This is a genomic window from Lentzea sp. NPDC004789, assembly GCF_053601075.1.
In genome coordinates, this window is the sequence record NZ_JBSGBE010000020.1 from 117,800 (window position 1) to 133,009 (window position 15,210).

The window sequence follows — 15,210 nt, forward strand, 5'->3', positions numbered from 1 at the left end:
CGATCGAACGGCAATGGGGTCGACGCAGAGCCTAGTCAGTAGGGCGGGAGCTGCACGCGCCACTGCCGCTCGACGTCCAGGACGCCGGGCACCGAGAGCAGCGATGGGATGGCTCTGACCTCAACGGTGCCGGTGACCACGCCCAGGGCCTCCAGGACCGTGTCGACGACGAGGCCGGCCTCCCTCAGGTCGTCGAGGACCTTCGGGAGGCTGCCCTCCGCCACGGAGACCATCACCTGGTCCACCGATGTGGTCATGGCGCCTGGACGATGCCGCCGCCGACGTCGGTGGACGGCAGTGGCAGCCGCAGTGCGGACAGGGCGAGGCGCGCCCACAGCTCGAAGCCCCTGGCGCCGGTCCTCTCGGCGATCAGGACCGCCACCCCGGCCGCGTGCGGGGTGGCCATGGACGTGCCGCGCAGGCGGGCGTACTTCTCCGGCAGTTTGAACGAGGAGTAGACGTCCACGCCGGGGCCCGCCACGTCGATCTGGCCGATCTTGTCCGCGCTGCCGGAGGAGAACGGGGCGATCGCGCGGTTCACGTCGATGGCCGCCACCGCGATGATGGACGGGCAGCGGGCCGGGTGGCCCACGGGTGCGATGCGGGCCGGGCGCATGGAGGCGTTGCCCGCGGCTGCGACGATCAGGGTGCCCTTGGCCAGGGCGCGCTGGGCCACGGTCTCGTAGACCTGCGAGTACGGCGTGCCCGCGGGGACGTCGGCGCCCAGGGACATCGAGATGACCGCGCAGCCGTTGGAGATCGCCCAGTCGATGCCCGCGAGGATGCCGCCGTCGGAGCCGGAGCCCGCGTTGGACAGGACTTTGCCCGCGTAGATCTCCGCCTCGTAGGCGATGCCGTAGCCGGGGGCAGTGGCGGGCTTGCGCGGGCCCGCGGACGTGCCGATGCAGTGCGTGCCGTGGCCGTGGCCGTCCTGGACGTCCTCGCCGGTGATGAACGACTTCGTGGTGATGGTGCGGCCGGCGAAGTCCGGGTGGTTCTGCTCGAAGCCGGTGTCGAGCACGGCGATCCGGACGCCCTTGCCGGTCGCCGTGCTGACGTCCGCGCCGACCGCCTGCAGGCCCCAGGTCAGCACGGACTCGTCGGCCTGCGCCGCCGGGTCGTGCGCCGGTGCGGCGTCGTACAGGTGCACGACGCGTTCCGGTTCGACGATCTGCACCGGTCCAGGGCGCTCGACGGCGCCGTTCAGCTCAGCCAGCACGTTCGGGTCCGCGGACACCACCGCGACGCCGAGCTCGGGGAACACCTGCACGGCGTCCGGGTCCAGGTCACCGCTGTTCGGGTCGAACCCGGCGATCGCGCCGAGCTCGGCCACCCCCTCCTCGACGGCGTCCTCCTGCAGCAGCACCAGGAACCTGCCGGTGGTTTCCACTTCCGCTGGTTCGGTCATGACGATCGCCCCACTCTCCGTCTAGCTCTACTAGAGAGAGTCGTCAGTTCGGGGCACTTGTTTCAGGCCGTTTGCCTTCTTCGCTGAAAGAATTCCCCGATCGGCTCAACGTACTTGGCCGCGATCGGACCAAGGATCGCCATCAGCAGCACGTAGGCGGTCGCCAGGGCGGCGAGCTGCCCGTCCACCTGACCAGACGCCACGGCGAGGCCGGCGATGACGATGGAGAACTCGCCGCGCGCCACGAGGGCCACGCCCGCGCGCATGCGGCCCATCTTGCCGATGCCCTGCCGTCTGGCCGCCCACCAGCCCGTGACGACCTTGGTCAGCGTGGTGATGGCGGCGAGCGCCACGGCGATTCCGAGAACGGGTGGAATCGAGTTCGGGTCGGTGTTGAGTCCGAACACGACGAAGAACATCGCCGCGAACAGGTCGCGCAACGGTTCCAGCAGGCGCGTCGCGTTCTCGGCGGTCGAGCCGGAGATCGCGATGCCGAGCAGGAACGCGCCGACCGCCGCCGACACCTGCAGCTGCGAGGCGAGACCCGCGACCAGCAACGCGGAGCCGAGGAGCTTGAGCAGGAACACCTCGTGGTCCGGACTGTCCACAATGGCCGAGATGAACCGGCCGTACTTCAACGCCACCACCAGGACCACGGTGATGGCGAGCAGCGAGATGCCGACCGACGTGAGCCCGCCGAGGAAGCTCACGCCCGACAGCACGGCCGTGAGCACCGGCAGGTACACGGCCATCGCCAGGTCCTCGAACACCAGCACGGACAGCACGACCGGCGTCTCGCGGTTGCCGAGCCGGCCGAGGTCGCCGAGGACCTTCGCGACGATGCCGGACGACGAGATGTAGGTGACGCCCGCCATCGCGAGCGCGGCCACCGGGCCCCAGCCCAGCAGCAACGCGGCGATCGCGCCCGGTGCCGCGTTCAGCACGAGGTCGAGCACGCCCGCCATCCACGAGCGCTTCAGGCCAGTGGTGAGCTCGGACGCCGAGTACTCGAGGCCGAGCAGGAGGAGCAGCAGCACCACGCCGATCTCGCTGGCGAGGTGCGTGAACTCCTGGATGCCGTGTAACGGAACTAAACCGCCGACGCCGAAGGCGAGACCGCCGATGAGGTAGAGCGGGATCGGCGAGATGCCCATCCTCCAGGCGACGCGGCCGAGCAGACCGAGGCCGAAGAACACCGCGCCGAGCTGGATCATGGCGATAGTCGTCTCGTGCACTGTGCTTAACCGCCGTGGAGGATCTCAGCGGCGGCGTCGAGGCCCTCCGCGGTGCCGACGACGACCGCCAGGTCGCCGTTCTCGAAGAGGAAGTCGGGGCCGGGCGACGGATGCGCGTTGCCCGAGCGCACGACGGCCACGATGGACGCACCCGTCCTCGTGCGCAGAGCGGTCTCACCGAGCGTGCGGTTCGCGAACGCCGTCACCGGCAGCTGACGCGTGGTGATGCCGGTGATGTCGCGGTGCTCCTCGCGCAGGTGGGCGACCAGCTGCGGTGCGCCGAGCAGGCCCGCGAGCGTGTTCGCCTCTTCCGGTGAAAGGGGTATGGAGGCGGAGCAGGAGTCCGGATCGCTCGCTTTGGAGAGGATCAGCTCGAACCGGCCGTCCCGGTAGGTGATCACACCGATCCGGCGCCCGGCGCGGATCATGAAGTCCTGGCGCGTCCCGATTCCCGGCAAAGGCGTGATCTCGACGTTCACACCGATCATGATACGTGGATGTCTCTACGAGTACGCCCAGTGAGACGCGGGTGGGTGGTGCGCGAACGCGTCCCCGGTCCCGACGTGGACGAGTTCGCCGAGCCCGGTCAGGTGATCGGGGCGCTCGCCAGAGCACCGCACGGCACGCTGCTGGCCGTCCAGCACCCCCACCGCACGCCGGCGGCACTGGCGGCGGGCACGGGCTTGCTCGACGCGCTGCCGCACGCCCGCGCCGAGCTGGCCGCGCTGGTGCGGCGGGCGTACCGCGAGGTGACCGACGTCGTCGCGCCGTACCGGGTGGACGGACCGGACGGCACCGCGTGCGGGCTGCTGTGCCTCGTCGACCCGGACGCGATCGCGCACACCGAGGACGTCTACCCGGACGTCGTCGCCGAACGCGGTCAGGTGCTCGCCTCGCTCGGCATCGCCACGAGCGCCGCGATGCTCATCCCGATCACACCACACGCCGCGCTGACGTCGCTCGTGCTCGGGATGACCGGCGAACCCGCGGTGTCCCTTGTGGACTCCGGCGGGCGCAGGCACTGGGTGTGGCTGGTCGGGCCGGGGGAGCTGCAGCACGCGTTCCTGGAGGCGGCGGGCGCGCATCCGCTGCTCGTGGCGGACGGCAACCACCGGGTGGCGGCGGCGCGGTCGGCCGGGTTGTCCGGGCTGCTCGCGCTGGTGACGTCCGGGCCGGGGTTGCGGGTCGGGCCGATCCACCGGGCGATCGCGGGTACCGGGTTGGGCGCGTCCGATCTGGTGACGGCGTGGGAACGGGTCGGGCTGACGGTGTCGTCGTTGCCCTACGTCGTCGAACCGGAACCCGGTGTGGTCGTGGTGCGCTGCCCCGACGCGGTGCTGCGGGTTGAACTGCCTGCGGGACAAGGGATCGACCACGCCGTGGTGGAGTCGTTGCTGCTGGACGCGGCGCTCGGCCTGGATCCTGAAAGTCCTTGCGTGCGGCCCGTTGTGGACCCGTCGGTGGAGGCGGAGGCGGTGCTGCTCATCGCACCTGTGCCGCTCGCGGAAGTGCTGGCGGGCACCAAGATGCCGCGCAAGAGCACGTATTTCACACCCAAGCCGCGCAGCGGGCTGCTGCTCGCCGATGTCCGCCCGTAGGGCCCTGCCGGGCGGATTCGTTCGGCCCTGTTGACCGGTCAACCTCGCGGCGAGACTCGGTGCATGCGCCATGACGGGTCACCCTCGTTGCCGCCGCCTCACTCCAAGATCGGACTTGGGCACGTCAGGCATCTGAGGGCGATGACCGCTGCCTTGCGCGCGGTGGACTACCGCTACGGCGGCGGGTCGTGCCGCACCCAGGTGCAGGCGTTGTTGTCGTGGTGTGACAAGGCGTTCGCCCATTCGGCCAGTTCCTCGGTGCGCCGCGAGTTCCGCGGTGCCATCGCCGAACTGCACGCGCTCGCCGGGTGGACGTCCTTCGACGCCGGACTCGGCGGGTCCGCGCACCGCCACTTCCACCTCGCCCTGGACTTCGCCCAGGACGAGGACATGGTGGCGAACATCCGCTATCGGATGGGGCGGGTCCACCTGCACCACGGTGGACCCGCCGAGGCGCTCGGCATGTTCCGGCTGGCGAGTCTCGTGGCGACCAATCACCACACGAACGCGATCCTCGCCGCCAACCAGGCGTGGTGCTACGCCGAGCTGGGGCAACGGGTGCCGGCGTTGGCGTCGCTGGGACATGCGCACGACGAGTTCGCACGCGCGGATGTGGACAGTGCGGCGCCGTGGGCGGCGTTCTTCGACGAGAACGACCTCGCGGGCATCACCGGTGCCGTCTACACGACTCTCGCGCGCACGGTGGACGCGAATTTCGCGCGGCCGGCCATCACGGCGTTGAGACAGTCCGTGACGGGTTATCGCGATGACATGGCGCGCAGCAGAACGTTCGCTCTCATCGCGTTGTCGCTCAGCCAGCTCGTGGACGGTGATGCGGACGAGGCGGCGGCGGTCGCGGCGCTGGCCGTGACGCAATCCGGCGACATCATGTCCGCACGCATGCGCAAGAAGCTCGAACCGTTGCACGCCGAAGCGGGCAGACGCCGCGCCACCCGGCTGAAGGAGTTGATCACGCCCTTGCTGGCAGCTCCGTCGCACGCCGCGTGATGAGCGCACAGACCCGATGGTTTCCGGCGATCCCGGCGTCCCTGCCCGAGATCCGGGCGTTCGTGCGCGACCTCGCCGGGGAGTCCGGCCTGCGCGGTGACGACGTGCGGGACGTGCTGCTGGTGGTCTCCGAGGCGGCGGACAACGCGGTGCGGCGCGCGGGCGCGTCGGTCGTCGGGGTGACGTGGGAGCCGCGCGACCACGCCGTGCTGCTGACCATCGAGGACGACGGCGTCTTCGACCTCGAAGCTGGGACGTCCGCCCGCCCGCTGGGGCTGCGGCTGCTCTTCGGCATCGCCGACGAGGTGCAGGTGCGACCCGGCAAACCGACCTGGCCCGGCACGGTCGTGCGAGCGCTCGTCCGGGTCTGGTCACGCGTGGGAGCTCCGGATCTGCCCGCCGGAGCCCCACGCGTGCTGCTCGTGGACGGCGACCGGTTCTCCGGCCAGTCGCTGGCCGCGTTCCTGCACGACGAGGGGTACGACGTGACGCTCGTGACGACGGTAGGGGCCGCCGAATCCGCATTGGAGAGCCCTCCGGCACTGGCGGTCGTCGACCTGCTGACGTCTCATGGTGAAGGGACGCGGTTCGCAGCTTCCGCACGGACGTTCGGAGTGCCGGTTGTAGCCGTTTCGGCGATCGAGCCGGCCACTCACGTCGCCGATGCTTACTTACCGAAACCGGCGCACCCACTGCGTGTGCTCGCTGCGGTGCGCGACCTGCTGTCTCCCGACTCGTGAGGCGCACAGAATGGAACCCGAACCTGGCCTGCTGGAGGTGCGTCGCCGGGGCGCGGTGGTGACGCTCGCCGGTGAGGTCGACCTGACCACCAGCGACCTGCTGCGGTCCGAGCTGGCTCTGGCCTGCGCGTTTGGGGACGGCGCGGGGGACGTCGTGGTCGACTTCACCGAGCTGACGTTCATCGGGTCGAGCGGCCTGCACGTGCTGATCGAGACCGCGACGACGCTGGGGGAGCGGCGGCTGGTGCTGCTCGGCGGCGGGTGGGCGGTCTACGTCGTGAACCTGCTCGGTCTCACCCTGCGGTATCCCAACATCGTGGTGGACGAATGAGGCTTCCTCAAAACTGACTGACGCGTTAGTTTTCCGCTTGCCGCGGGTCGCTGGATGTTCCACCGAGTGATGGGACGTTCATGCGCAGACCTGTGCTCTTCGTGCTGGCCCTGGCTCTTCTGGGACCACCGGCGGTGGCCTCCGCCGCTCCCGCACCCGCCGATCGGGTGATCACGCTGGTCACCGGTGACGAGGTGGTGCTCACCGGGTCCTCGCGGGTCGCGGTCCGGCCCGGTCCCGGACGGTCGGACGTGAGCTTCCTGCAACAGCCGGGGACCCCGGACATCACCGTCGTGCCGTCCGACGCGGCGCCGCTGCTGCGGGACGGGCGGGTGGACCCGAGGCTGTTCAACGTCTCCGAGCTGGCCCGGCAGGGGTTCGCCGGCCGTCCGTTGCCGCTGATCGTGTCCGGTCTGCCGGGCGTGCGGACGTTGTCGTCGCTGAACGCGGCGGTCCTGCCGGCCTCGGCCGAGGTGTGGCGGGCGGCGGTGACCGGGTCGGCCAGGGTGTGGCTCGACGGGCGGGCTCACGTCGTGCTGGACCAGAGCGCGCGGCAGATCGGGGCGCCCGCGGCGTGGGAGGCGGGGATCACCGGCAAGGGCGTGACGGTCGCGGACCTCGACGGCGGCTGGGATCCCGGCCATCCGGACCTCGGCGCCGTGGCCGAGACGCGCGACTTCACCGGGACGGGGATTCGCGACGGCTACGGGCACGGCACGCACACGGCGTCGATCATCGCGGGCCGGGGCGCCAGGTACCGCGGTGTCGCGCCGGACGCGCGGTTGCTGGTGGGCAAGGTGTGCACCGACGACGGCAGCTGCCCGGAATCGGCGATCATCGCCGGGATGGAGTGGGCGGCCGCATCGGGTGCCGCTGCGGTGAACCTGTCGCTGGGCGGCCCTGCCACCGACGGCACGGATCCGATGTCGTTGGCGGTCAACGCTTTGACGGCGCAGTACGGGACGTTGTTCGTCGTGGCGGCGGGCAACTCGGGTGTTCCGGGGTCGGTCGGTGCGCCTGGTGCGGCCGATGCGGCGCTGACCGTGGGGTCCGTGACGAAGCAGGACGCGTTGAGCCCGTTCTCCTCTCGTGGGCCGCGTGTGGGGGACTACGCCGTGAAGCCGGACATCGCGGCGCCGGGCTCGTCGATCGTGGCCGCCCGGGCCGCCGGAACGTCGATGGGCACGCCGGTGGACGAGCTGTACACGTCGGCGTCCGGTACGTCGATGGCGACACCGCACGTCACAGGTGCGGCGGCGTTGCTGAAGCAGGCGCATCCGTCCTGGCGTGCCGCGGAGTTGAAGGCCGCGTTGCTGGCTTCTTCTCTTGAGCTGGGTCTCTCGGTGTACGAGCAGGGCGCCGGGCGGCTGGACGTGGCGCGTGCTCTGGGGCAGTCCGTGACCTCTTCGCCCGCCTCGCTGTCTTTTCCTTACGCCGCTTGGCCGCACACCGGGATCTTGACGCGGACGGTCACCTACTCGAACGCCGGCGCCGCGCCGGTTTCGCTGACGTTGAAGGCGCCCGCGGGACCGTTCTCGTTGAGCGCTTCTGCCGTGGTGGTGCCGGCCGGTGGCACGGCTTCCGTTGACGTGACGCTGACTCCTGGTTCTTCCGGCGGGGAGTTCGGTGGTTCGTTGGTCGCGTCCGGTCCGGGTGTTGTGGTTCGAACGCCGGTGGGCGCGGTGGTCGAGGACGAGAAGTACACGCTGTCGTTGGACGTCGTGGGCCGCGACGGTGCCGATCCGTGGTTCGCGACCGTGCAGGTGATCGACGTGGCCACTGGTGTCTCGCACGGGTACTTCTTCACCGATGGCGCTCATGGGTCCGTGCGCGTGCCCAAGGGGCGTTACGACGTGCACGCGATGGTGTTCGGGTACAAGAGGGACACGACCTTGATGTCGTCGCCTGAGGTCGTCGTCGGTGGTGACACCACGGTGCGGTTCGACGCACGGTCGGCGTCTTCGTTGTTGCCCAAAGTGGATCGGCCGGGCGCGAAGGCGGGGATGTTCTTCCTGTCACTGTATTCGGGCAATGCCACGAAGTCGACCGGCATCGGCCTGGTCTCGTCGGTCGGCGGGGACACGTTCGTGACGCCGACGCCTCGAATTTCCGGGCGGGTGTTCCAGTTCTGGTACCAGCCGGTGCTGGTGGCCTCCGATGCCGTGTACAACCTGTTGTTCGTGCGCGACGGGGCGATTCCGGACCCTGCTTCGTTGGTGGCGCACGACTCCTCGTTGGCTCGGATTCGTGCGACCTATCAGTCACAAGGTGGTGCACCCGCCGTGGGCGTCCGTGGTGGCTATGGCTACTACAAGGGGTGGGCGCCCAACGTGACCGTGTTGCTGGACATGCCGGTGCCCACCACGCGGACCGAGTTCTACACGCCGGGACCGGACGTCGAATGGGACAGCACGTTCGGGTTCCGCGGCGGTGGCTTCGGCGAGTACCAGCGCTCGCCTCGCCGGGCGTACTCGGCGCGGCCGTACGCGGTGGTGTGGAACAGGTCTCCGCTCGGGCCGTCGCTGGGGTCCTATGCGGATGGTTGGGGTCTCTCGCGGACCGGGGACGTGCTGAACGCCTCGATCCCGTTGTTCTCCACCGCGGGCGATTGGGCGTACACAGAGTCGTGGGGCTCCTACGCGAACGCGTCGACCACGTTGTCGTTGGACGGCAAGGAGGTAGCCAGCTCGCCGTATCCCGGGTGGATCGCCACTCCTGTGCACGGCGCCGGCCGTTACACGCTCTCGACGGTGACGGACCGGCCCGCGCCCTACTCGGCGTTCGGCACGCACGCCTCGGCTTCGTGGACGTTCAACTCGCCCGGCACCACCGCTGAACGGACCGCGTTGCCGTTGCTGGTCGTCCGCGCGTCGGGCCGAACGGACAGCGAAGGGCTCGCCCCGTCCGGCCGTCTGTTCCCGCTCGAACTCAAGGTGGACAAGCAGAAGGGCGCCGTCTATGGACGCGTTGGCGTGCCACGCGTCGAAGTCTCTTACGACGACGGAAAAACGTGGGAACGCGCTCTCGTAGTGGGCAACCACGCGTTGTTGTGCCACCCGCAAGGCAAGGCGTTCGTATCGCTGCGTCTGTCGGTATCCGACTCTCTCGGCAACTCAGCAACGCACACGGTGCTACGGGCGTACGAGGTCGTACCGCGCTAGGGTCGGACATATGGCGGTACGAGCAATCAGGGGAGCTACGCAGATCGACGCGGACTCGCGCGACCTGCTGCTGGAGGCCACGGCCGAGCTGGTGCGCGAGGTCCTGTCCCGCAACAGCCTGACCACCGACGACCTGATCAGCGTCGTGCTCACCGCCACACCCGACCTGACGTCCGAGTTCCCCGCCTACGCCGCGCGCCAGGCGGGGCTCTCGGACGTGCCGCTGCTGTCCGCGACCGAGATCGCGGTACCGGGCTCGATGCCGCGGGTGATCAGGCTGCTGGCGCACGTGGAGACCGAGCTGCCGCGGGCGTCGGTCAAGCACGTCTACCTGCGCGGGGCGGCGGCGTTGCGGACCGACCTCAACCACTGACGCCCGTGCTGATCAAGTGGGTGCGGTGCCGCGTGACCGATCGGGACGCGTTCGCCGCCGGGCAACGGCAGTGGGAGCCGCTCTCGGGCGTTGCGGGCTTCCTCGGCCAGTGCGGCGGCTGGAGCCTGCGCGATCCCGGCGTCGCGCACGTCTTCGCCTGGTGGCGTTCGGCCGAGGACCACGCGGAGTTCCTGTCCGGCCCGCACGATCGCCTGGCCGCGTCGCAGGCCGGCACCTACGACGGGATCGACGTGCGGCTGTTCGACCGGGAGCTGACCATCGGCGCCGGTCCTGGTGACGGCTCGGTGGTCAGGCTCGCGCACTGTCGCGTGCGGCCGGGTCGTGAGGACCACTTCACCGAGGTGCAGCGCGAGGTGTGGAACCCCGGCATGACGGCGTCCGGATCCAGCGGCGGGCTGTTCGGGTGCACCGGGTCCGAGCACCTCGTCCTGACGTGGTGGCCGTCCGAGCAGGACCACGCGCGCTACCAGCGGGAGCGGTTCCCCGGGCTGCGCGAGGCGTCCCGGGCGGCGGACGATCTGGAGGCCATCACCGGCGATCTTGTCGCCCTGGAACCCGCGTGGACCGTCCCGCTGCCGATGTGAGCCTCCGCACCAGGCACAATGTGGGTCGTGGGCGTCTCGGAGGGAGCTGTGGTGGGCCAGGGTCAGTTGCGCGGCGTGGTGGCACTCGACGGACCGTCCGGCACCGGCAAGTCCACCGTCGCGAAGCGCCTCGCGATGGCGCTGGACGCGCGCTACCTCGACACCGGCTCGATGTACCGGGCGGTCACGGTGGCGGTGCTGCGCGCCGGGGTCGACCCGACGGACGAGGTCAAGGTCGCCGAGGTCGCGGACGGCGCGAAGCTCGTCGTCGGCACCGACCCCGCGCGGCCCGGCATCACGCTGGACGGCGACGACGTGTCGGCCGAGATCCGCGGGCCGGAGGTGACGCTGGCCGTGTCGCCGGTCTCGGCCACCAGGCACGTGCGGGAGCTGCTCGTGGCGCAGCAGCGGGCGATCATCGCGGACGCGGTCGACCACGTCGGCGGCATCGTCGTCGAGGGACGTGACATCGGCACCGTGGTGTCGCCGGAGGCGCCGTTGAAGGTGTACCTGACCGCTTCCGCGGACGCGCGGGCCGCGCGCAGGACCAAGCAGGACAACGCCGCCGGCCGTGAGTCCACTGTGGACGCGGTGCTGAAGGACGTGCAGCGGCGTGACGACTACGACTCGTCGCGCGCGGTGTCGCCGTTGAAGGCCGCCGAGGACGCCGTCGAGGTGGACACGACCGAGCTCGACCTCGCGGGCACCGTGGACGCGTTGCTGGACCTCGTCGAACGGCGAGGCCTGCGGGTGACCGGGTGAGCGTTCCCGCCGGCAGCCTGGGATGGCTGACCGATCTCGGCCGCTGGATCGCGCGCGGCCCGTACGCGTTGCAGTTCCGGATTCGGGTGCACGGGCGCGACCGCGTACCCTTGAGCGGCGGCGTGGTCGTCGTCGCCAACCACAGCTCGATGGCTGATGGACCGATCCTGTTCGGTGTCGTGCCCCGGCGCGTGACGTTTCTGATCAAGCAGGAGATGTTCAAGGGCCTCGTCGGTTACCTGCTGCTCAAGATCGGGCAGATCCCCGTCAAGCGGGGAGAAGCCGATCGCACCGCGCTGACCAGCGCGTTGTCCGTGCTCAAGGCCGGTGGTGTGGTCGGGGTCTTCCCCGAGGGCACGCGCGGCGAGGGCGACGTGGCCTCGGCGCAGAACGGTGCGGCGTGGCTGGCTCGCGTCGGCGGCGCCGTGGTGCTGCCGGTGGCGTGCCGCGGGACGCACCAGGCCAAGGGCTGGCGGCCGCGGGTCGACGTGCTGATCGGTGAGCCGTTCCACCTTCCCGAGGGGAAGGGGCGGGCGGCCCTCGGCGTTGCCACCGAGCAGGTGCGCGATCGCCTGGCGACACTGGTCGCCGAACTCGATGGACTTCGTATTAGTGAGGGAAGACGATGACGGACCTGGACGGCACCTGGGAGGACGAGGCCGACTGGTCAGCCTTCGACGACCTCGACGGCTCGGAAGGCGAGGAGACGGCGCCGCCGCAGCCGGTGGTGGCAGTGGTCGGGCGGCCGAACGTCGGCAAGTCCACGCTGGTCAACCGCATCATCGGCCGCCGAGAGGCCGTGGTGCAGGACGTGCCGGGCGTGACGCGTGACCGCGTGGCCTACGACGCGCTGTGGAACGGCCGCAAGTTCACCGTGGTCGACACGGGCGGCTGGGAGCCGGACGCGGTGGGCCTGCAGGCCGCCGTGGCCGCGCAGGCCGAGCTCGCGATGGCGACCGCGGACGTGATCCTCGTGGTCGTGGACGCGACGGTGGGCGCGACCACCACGGAAGAAGCCGTGGCGAAGGTGCTGCGCCGGTCCAAGAAGCCGGTGATCCTGTGCGCGTCCAAGGTGGACGACGAGCGGCTGCTGGCCGACGTCGCGTCGCTGTGGTCGCTCGGCCTGGGCGAGCCCTACCCGGTGTCCGGTCTGCACGGACGCGGCTCCGGTGACCTGCTCGACGTCATCCTGCAGAAGCTGCCGGAGACCCCGCGCGACGACTTCGGCGCCTCGTCCGGCGGACCGCGGCGGGTCGCGTTGGTCGGCAAGCCGAACGTGGGCAAGTCGTCGCTGCTCAACCGCCTGACCGGTGAGCAGCGCTCGGTCGTCGACTCGGTCGCCGGCACCACCGTCGACCCGGTCGACTCGCTGGTGGAGCTGGACGGCGAGATCTGGCGCTTCGTCGACACCGCGGGCCTGCGCAAGCGGGTGAAGTTCGAGAGCGGCGCCGAGTACTACGCGTCGCTGCGCACCAAGTCAGCGATCGAGACCGCCGAGGTCGCGATCGTGCTGTTGGACGCGCACGAGCCGTTGTCCGAACAGGACCTGCGCGTGCTGACGATGGTGGTCGAGTCGGGCCGCGCGTGCGTGCTGGCGTTCAACAAGTGGGACCTGGTCGACGAGGACCGCCGCAACGAGATGATCCGCGAGCTCGAACGCGGCCTCGTGCGCGTGCCGTGGGCGGACCGCGTCAACATCTCGGCCCTGACCGGCCGCGCCGTGCACAAGCTCGCGCCGGCGTTGCGGACCGCGTTGAACTCGTGGGACACCCGAGTCCCGACCGGCCGTCTCAACCAGTGGCTGTCGGACCTGATCGCCGCGACCCCGCCGCCCGTGCGCGGCGGCAAGCAGCCCAAGGTGCTGTTCGCGACCCAGGCCTCGACCCGCCCGCCGACGTTCGTGCTGTTCACGACCGGTTTCCTGGAGGCGTCGTACCGCCGGTTCATCGAGCGCAAGCTCCGCGAGGAGTTCGGCTTCGAGGGCAGCCCGGTGCGCATCTCCGTGCGCGTCCGTGAGAAGAAGAAGGCGGGCGCCGCGAAGAAGTAGGGCGGTTGGTTGCCCTTTGGCATGAGGTGCGGTTGGTTGGGTTCGTGGCCGTACGAGTGGTGCTAGCCGACGACGAGGCCCTGCTGCGGCGGGGCCTCAAGGTCCTCCTGGAAGCCGACGGACGCGTAGAGGTGGTCGGCGAGGCGTCCGACGGCGCCGAACTGGTCGACGCGGTCCTCGCCTGCCTGCCGGACGTGGTCCTGGTGGACGTGCAGATGCCGGGCGTCGACGGTCTGGAGGCGGTGCGGCGGCTGAGAACCTGGGCCACCCCGCCCGCCATCGCCGTGCTGACCACGTTCGACCTCGACGACTACGTGGCGACGGCCCTGGACCTGGGCGCCCAGGGCTTCCTGCTGAAGGACGCCGAACCGGAGACCCTGGTCCGCGCCGTAGTGGACCTGGCAGCCGGCGGCGCCGTCCTGGACCCGCGGATCACCGCCCGCCTGCTGCCCCGGCTGCGCGGCTTCCGCGCCAACCGCCAGCTCGACTCCCTCTCGGCCCGCGAACGCCAGGTGCTGGAACTGCTCGCGGGCGGCCGCTCGAACCACTCGATCGCCGACGAGCTCTGCCTCTCCGAGGCCACGGTGAAGAGCTACGTCTCCACCGTCCTGACGAAACTGGGCGTGGAGAACCGGGTGCAGGCGGCTCTCGTCGCGCACCAGGTCGGTGTGTGGTGAAGCCGTTCGTGCGCGAGGTCCTCACCGTGGGCATCACCACGGGAGTCGTCCTGCTGACCCAGGACCGCCCGTTCCCGTGGTCACTGGGAACCGCAGTGGGCGCGTCGTTGCTGCTGTCCGTGCGCCGCCGCTGGCCGTGGCTGGCCTCTTTGCTGTGCGTCCCCGCAGTAGCCGGCGGCCTGGGCTGGGCTCCGGCACTGGTCGCCCAGTACCGCCTGGGCCGCAAGGAGAAGTCCATCCCGGTGCAGGTCTTCTGGGTGGTCCTGCTGACCGTGGCCGCGATCGCCCCGGTCATCCTCACCGAGGACATCCCCCTGGGCCCACTACTGCTGGCCACCGCCTTCGCCTTCGGCCTGGCCGCCGCCCCCACCGCCCTGGGCGCCCTGGTCACCACCCGCAAGGAACTGACCCAGTCGCTCTACGAAACCCGCCGAGCCCGAGCCGCCGAACTGGAAGCCCAGGAAACCTCCGCCCGAGCCGCGGAACGAGCCCGAATAGCCCGCGAAATCCACGACGCCGTAGGCCACCACGCCACCCTGATCGCCGTGGAGTCGGCCGCCCTGGCCGCCACCGCCGACGACCCCGCGGTTCGCGACACAGCGCTGCGCCTGCGCGCCCTGGCAAAGGAATCCCTGTCCGAGATGCGCGCGGCCCTCGGCCTGCTGAACTCCGACACGTCCTACCCGTCCCTGCAAGAACTGGTGGACCGCGCCCGCGTGGCAGGCGTGTCCGTGACCCTGTCCGAAACCGGCGACGCCGTCCTGACCCCGGCCGTCTCCCGAGCCCTGTTCCGAGTGGTCCAGGAATCCCTGACCAACGTGACGAAACACGCACCGGGCGCCACCGTGACCGTGACCGTGGACCGCTCCTCCCCAGTCCGCGTGTCCGTGGTGAACGGCCCAGGCGACCTACCCGCCCTGGCCGAGGGAGGCGGCGCGGGCCTGCACGGCCTCTCCGAACGCGTCCGCCTGGCCGGCGGCACCCTGACCACCTCCTACCGCGCGGACGGCGGCTTCAGCGTCACAGCCGTCCTACCACCCGGTAAATCGAAGGTTGACGGACAAGACTCGACTTTCGGCGGTGGTGCACGAGACGCGGCCAACGCATAGTTCTGGGTGTCGGTCGAGGATCGGGGGATCGGTCGGACCGAGGGACGCGGGGACCCGTACGCCGGGTCCCCGCTGTATTTCTCCCGTTTCCGCAGCTCGGAGCCTGTCCGAGGGGCCGTTTTTGATCTCCGTTCAGGGTGTTGTAGGATTCTTCCT

The 15,210-nt window shown here is 70.4% G+C and carries 16 protein-coding genes; 12 read left to right on the forward strand and 4 right to left on the reverse strand.

Features of this window, described 5'->3' with window-relative positions:
- Nucleotides 1–35: 35 nt before the first annotated feature.
- The 4 genes from ACWEIJ_RS35880 to ACWEIJ_RS35895 all read right to left on the reverse strand — a co-directional run bounded on the left by ACWEIJ_RS35880 (nucleotide 36) and on the right by ACWEIJ_RS35895 (nucleotide 3,122).
- Nucleotides 36–257 carry a hypothetical protein gene (locus tag ACWEIJ_RS35880; protein ID WP_449841699.1) on the reverse strand — a complete coding sequence of 74 codons (222 nt, stop codon included), beginning with the start codon at nucleotides 255–257 and terminating at the stop codon, nucleotides 36–38.
- Entirely contained in the window at nucleotides 254–1,408 is a 1,155-nt protein-coding gene (locus tag ACWEIJ_RS35885; protein ID WP_449841700.1) for a S8 family peptidase, read from the reverse strand. The genes ACWEIJ_RS35880 and ACWEIJ_RS35885 overlap by 4 nt, the downstream gene beginning before the upstream one ends.
- 62 nt (nucleotides 1,409–1,470) lie before the next feature.
- Nucleotides 1,471–2,622, reverse strand: a complete 1,152-nt coding sequence (locus tag ACWEIJ_RS35890) for a cation:proton antiporter (RefSeq protein ID WP_449841746.1) — start codon at nucleotides 2,620–2,622, stop codon at nucleotides 1,471–1,473.
- Between the two features lie 26 nt (nucleotides 2,623–2,648).
- Nucleotides 2,649–3,122 carry a cation:proton antiporter regulatory subunit gene (locus tag ACWEIJ_RS35895; RefSeq protein ID WP_449841701.1) on the reverse strand — a complete coding sequence of 158 codons (474 nt, stop codon included), beginning with the start codon at nucleotides 3,120–3,122 and terminating at the stop codon, nucleotides 2,649–2,651.
- 18 nt (nucleotides 3,123–3,140) lie between these two features.
- Here ACWEIJ_RS35895 and ACWEIJ_RS35900 point away from each other — a divergent pair, with 18 nt between their 5' ends.
- From ACWEIJ_RS35900 to ACWEIJ_RS35955, 12 genes are all read left to right on the forward strand, one after another.
- Complete coding sequence (locus ACWEIJ_RS35900; protein WP_449841702.1) at nucleotides 3,141–4,241, forward strand: DUF1015 family protein; 1,101 nt, start codon at nucleotides 3,141–3,143, stop codon at nucleotides 4,239–4,241.
- 141 nt (nucleotides 4,242–4,382) lie between these two features.
- Entirely contained in the window at nucleotides 4,383–5,249 is an 867-nt protein-coding gene (locus ACWEIJ_RS35905; protein ID WP_449841703.1) for a hypothetical protein, read from the forward strand.
- Entirely contained in the window at nucleotides 5,249–5,989 is a 741-nt protein-coding gene (locus ACWEIJ_RS35910) for an ATP-binding protein (protein ID WP_449841704.1), read from the forward strand. Before ACWEIJ_RS35905 ends, ACWEIJ_RS35910 begins: the two co-directional genes overlap by 1 nt.
- 10 nt (nucleotides 5,990–5,999) lie before the next feature.
- Entirely contained in the window at nucleotides 6,000–6,320 is a 321-nt protein-coding gene (locus tag ACWEIJ_RS35915) for an STAS domain-containing protein (RefSeq protein WP_449841705.1), read from the forward strand.
- An 80-nt stretch (nucleotides 6,321–6,400) separates the two neighbouring features.
- On the forward strand, nucleotides 6,401–9,481 hold the full coding sequence (locus tag ACWEIJ_RS35920; protein ID WP_449841706.1) for a S8 family peptidase: 3,081 nt from the start codon (nucleotides 6,401–6,403) through the stop codon (nucleotides 9,479–9,481).
- A 10-nt stretch (nucleotides 9,482–9,491) separates the two neighbouring features.
- Nucleotides 9,492–9,854, forward strand: coding sequence for a chorismate mutase (aroH, locus tag ACWEIJ_RS35925; RefSeq protein ID WP_449841707.1), 363 nt, complete (start codon nucleotides 9,492–9,494; stop codon nucleotides 9,852–9,854).
- A 20-nt stretch (nucleotides 9,855–9,874) separates the two neighbouring features.
- Nucleotides 9,875–10,459: a DUF4937 domain-containing protein gene (locus ACWEIJ_RS35930; RefSeq protein WP_449841747.1), complete on the forward strand. Its 585-nt coding sequence runs from the start codon at nucleotides 9,875–9,877 to the stop codon at nucleotides 10,457–10,459.
- Between the two features lie 75 nt (nucleotides 10,460–10,534).
- Entirely contained in the window at nucleotides 10,535–11,221 is a 687-nt protein-coding gene (cmk, locus tag ACWEIJ_RS35935; RefSeq protein WP_449841748.1) for a (d)CMP kinase, read from the forward strand.
- Complete coding sequence (locus ACWEIJ_RS35940) at nucleotides 11,218–11,850, forward strand: lysophospholipid acyltransferase family protein (RefSeq protein ID WP_449841708.1); 633 nt, start codon at nucleotides 11,218–11,220, stop codon at nucleotides 11,848–11,850. Before cmk ends, ACWEIJ_RS35940 begins: the two co-directional genes overlap by 4 nt.
- Nucleotides 11,847–13,268, forward strand: coding sequence for a ribosome biogenesis GTPase Der (der, locus tag ACWEIJ_RS35945; RefSeq protein ID WP_449841709.1), 1,422 nt, complete (start codon nucleotides 11,847–11,849; stop codon nucleotides 13,266–13,268). Before ACWEIJ_RS35940 ends, der begins: the two co-directional genes overlap by 4 nt.
- Nucleotides 13,269–13,312: 44 nt before the next feature.
- Nucleotides 13,313–13,945: a response regulator gene (locus ACWEIJ_RS35950; protein WP_449841710.1), complete on the forward strand. Its 633-nt coding sequence runs from the start codon at nucleotides 13,313–13,315 to the stop codon at nucleotides 13,943–13,945.
- Entirely contained in the window at nucleotides 13,942–15,054 is a 1,113-nt protein-coding gene (locus ACWEIJ_RS35955) for a sensor histidine kinase (RefSeq protein WP_449841711.1), read from the forward strand. Before ACWEIJ_RS35950 ends, ACWEIJ_RS35955 begins: the two co-directional genes overlap by 4 nt.
- The last annotated feature ends 156 nt before the right edge of the window (nucleotides 15,055–15,210 follow it).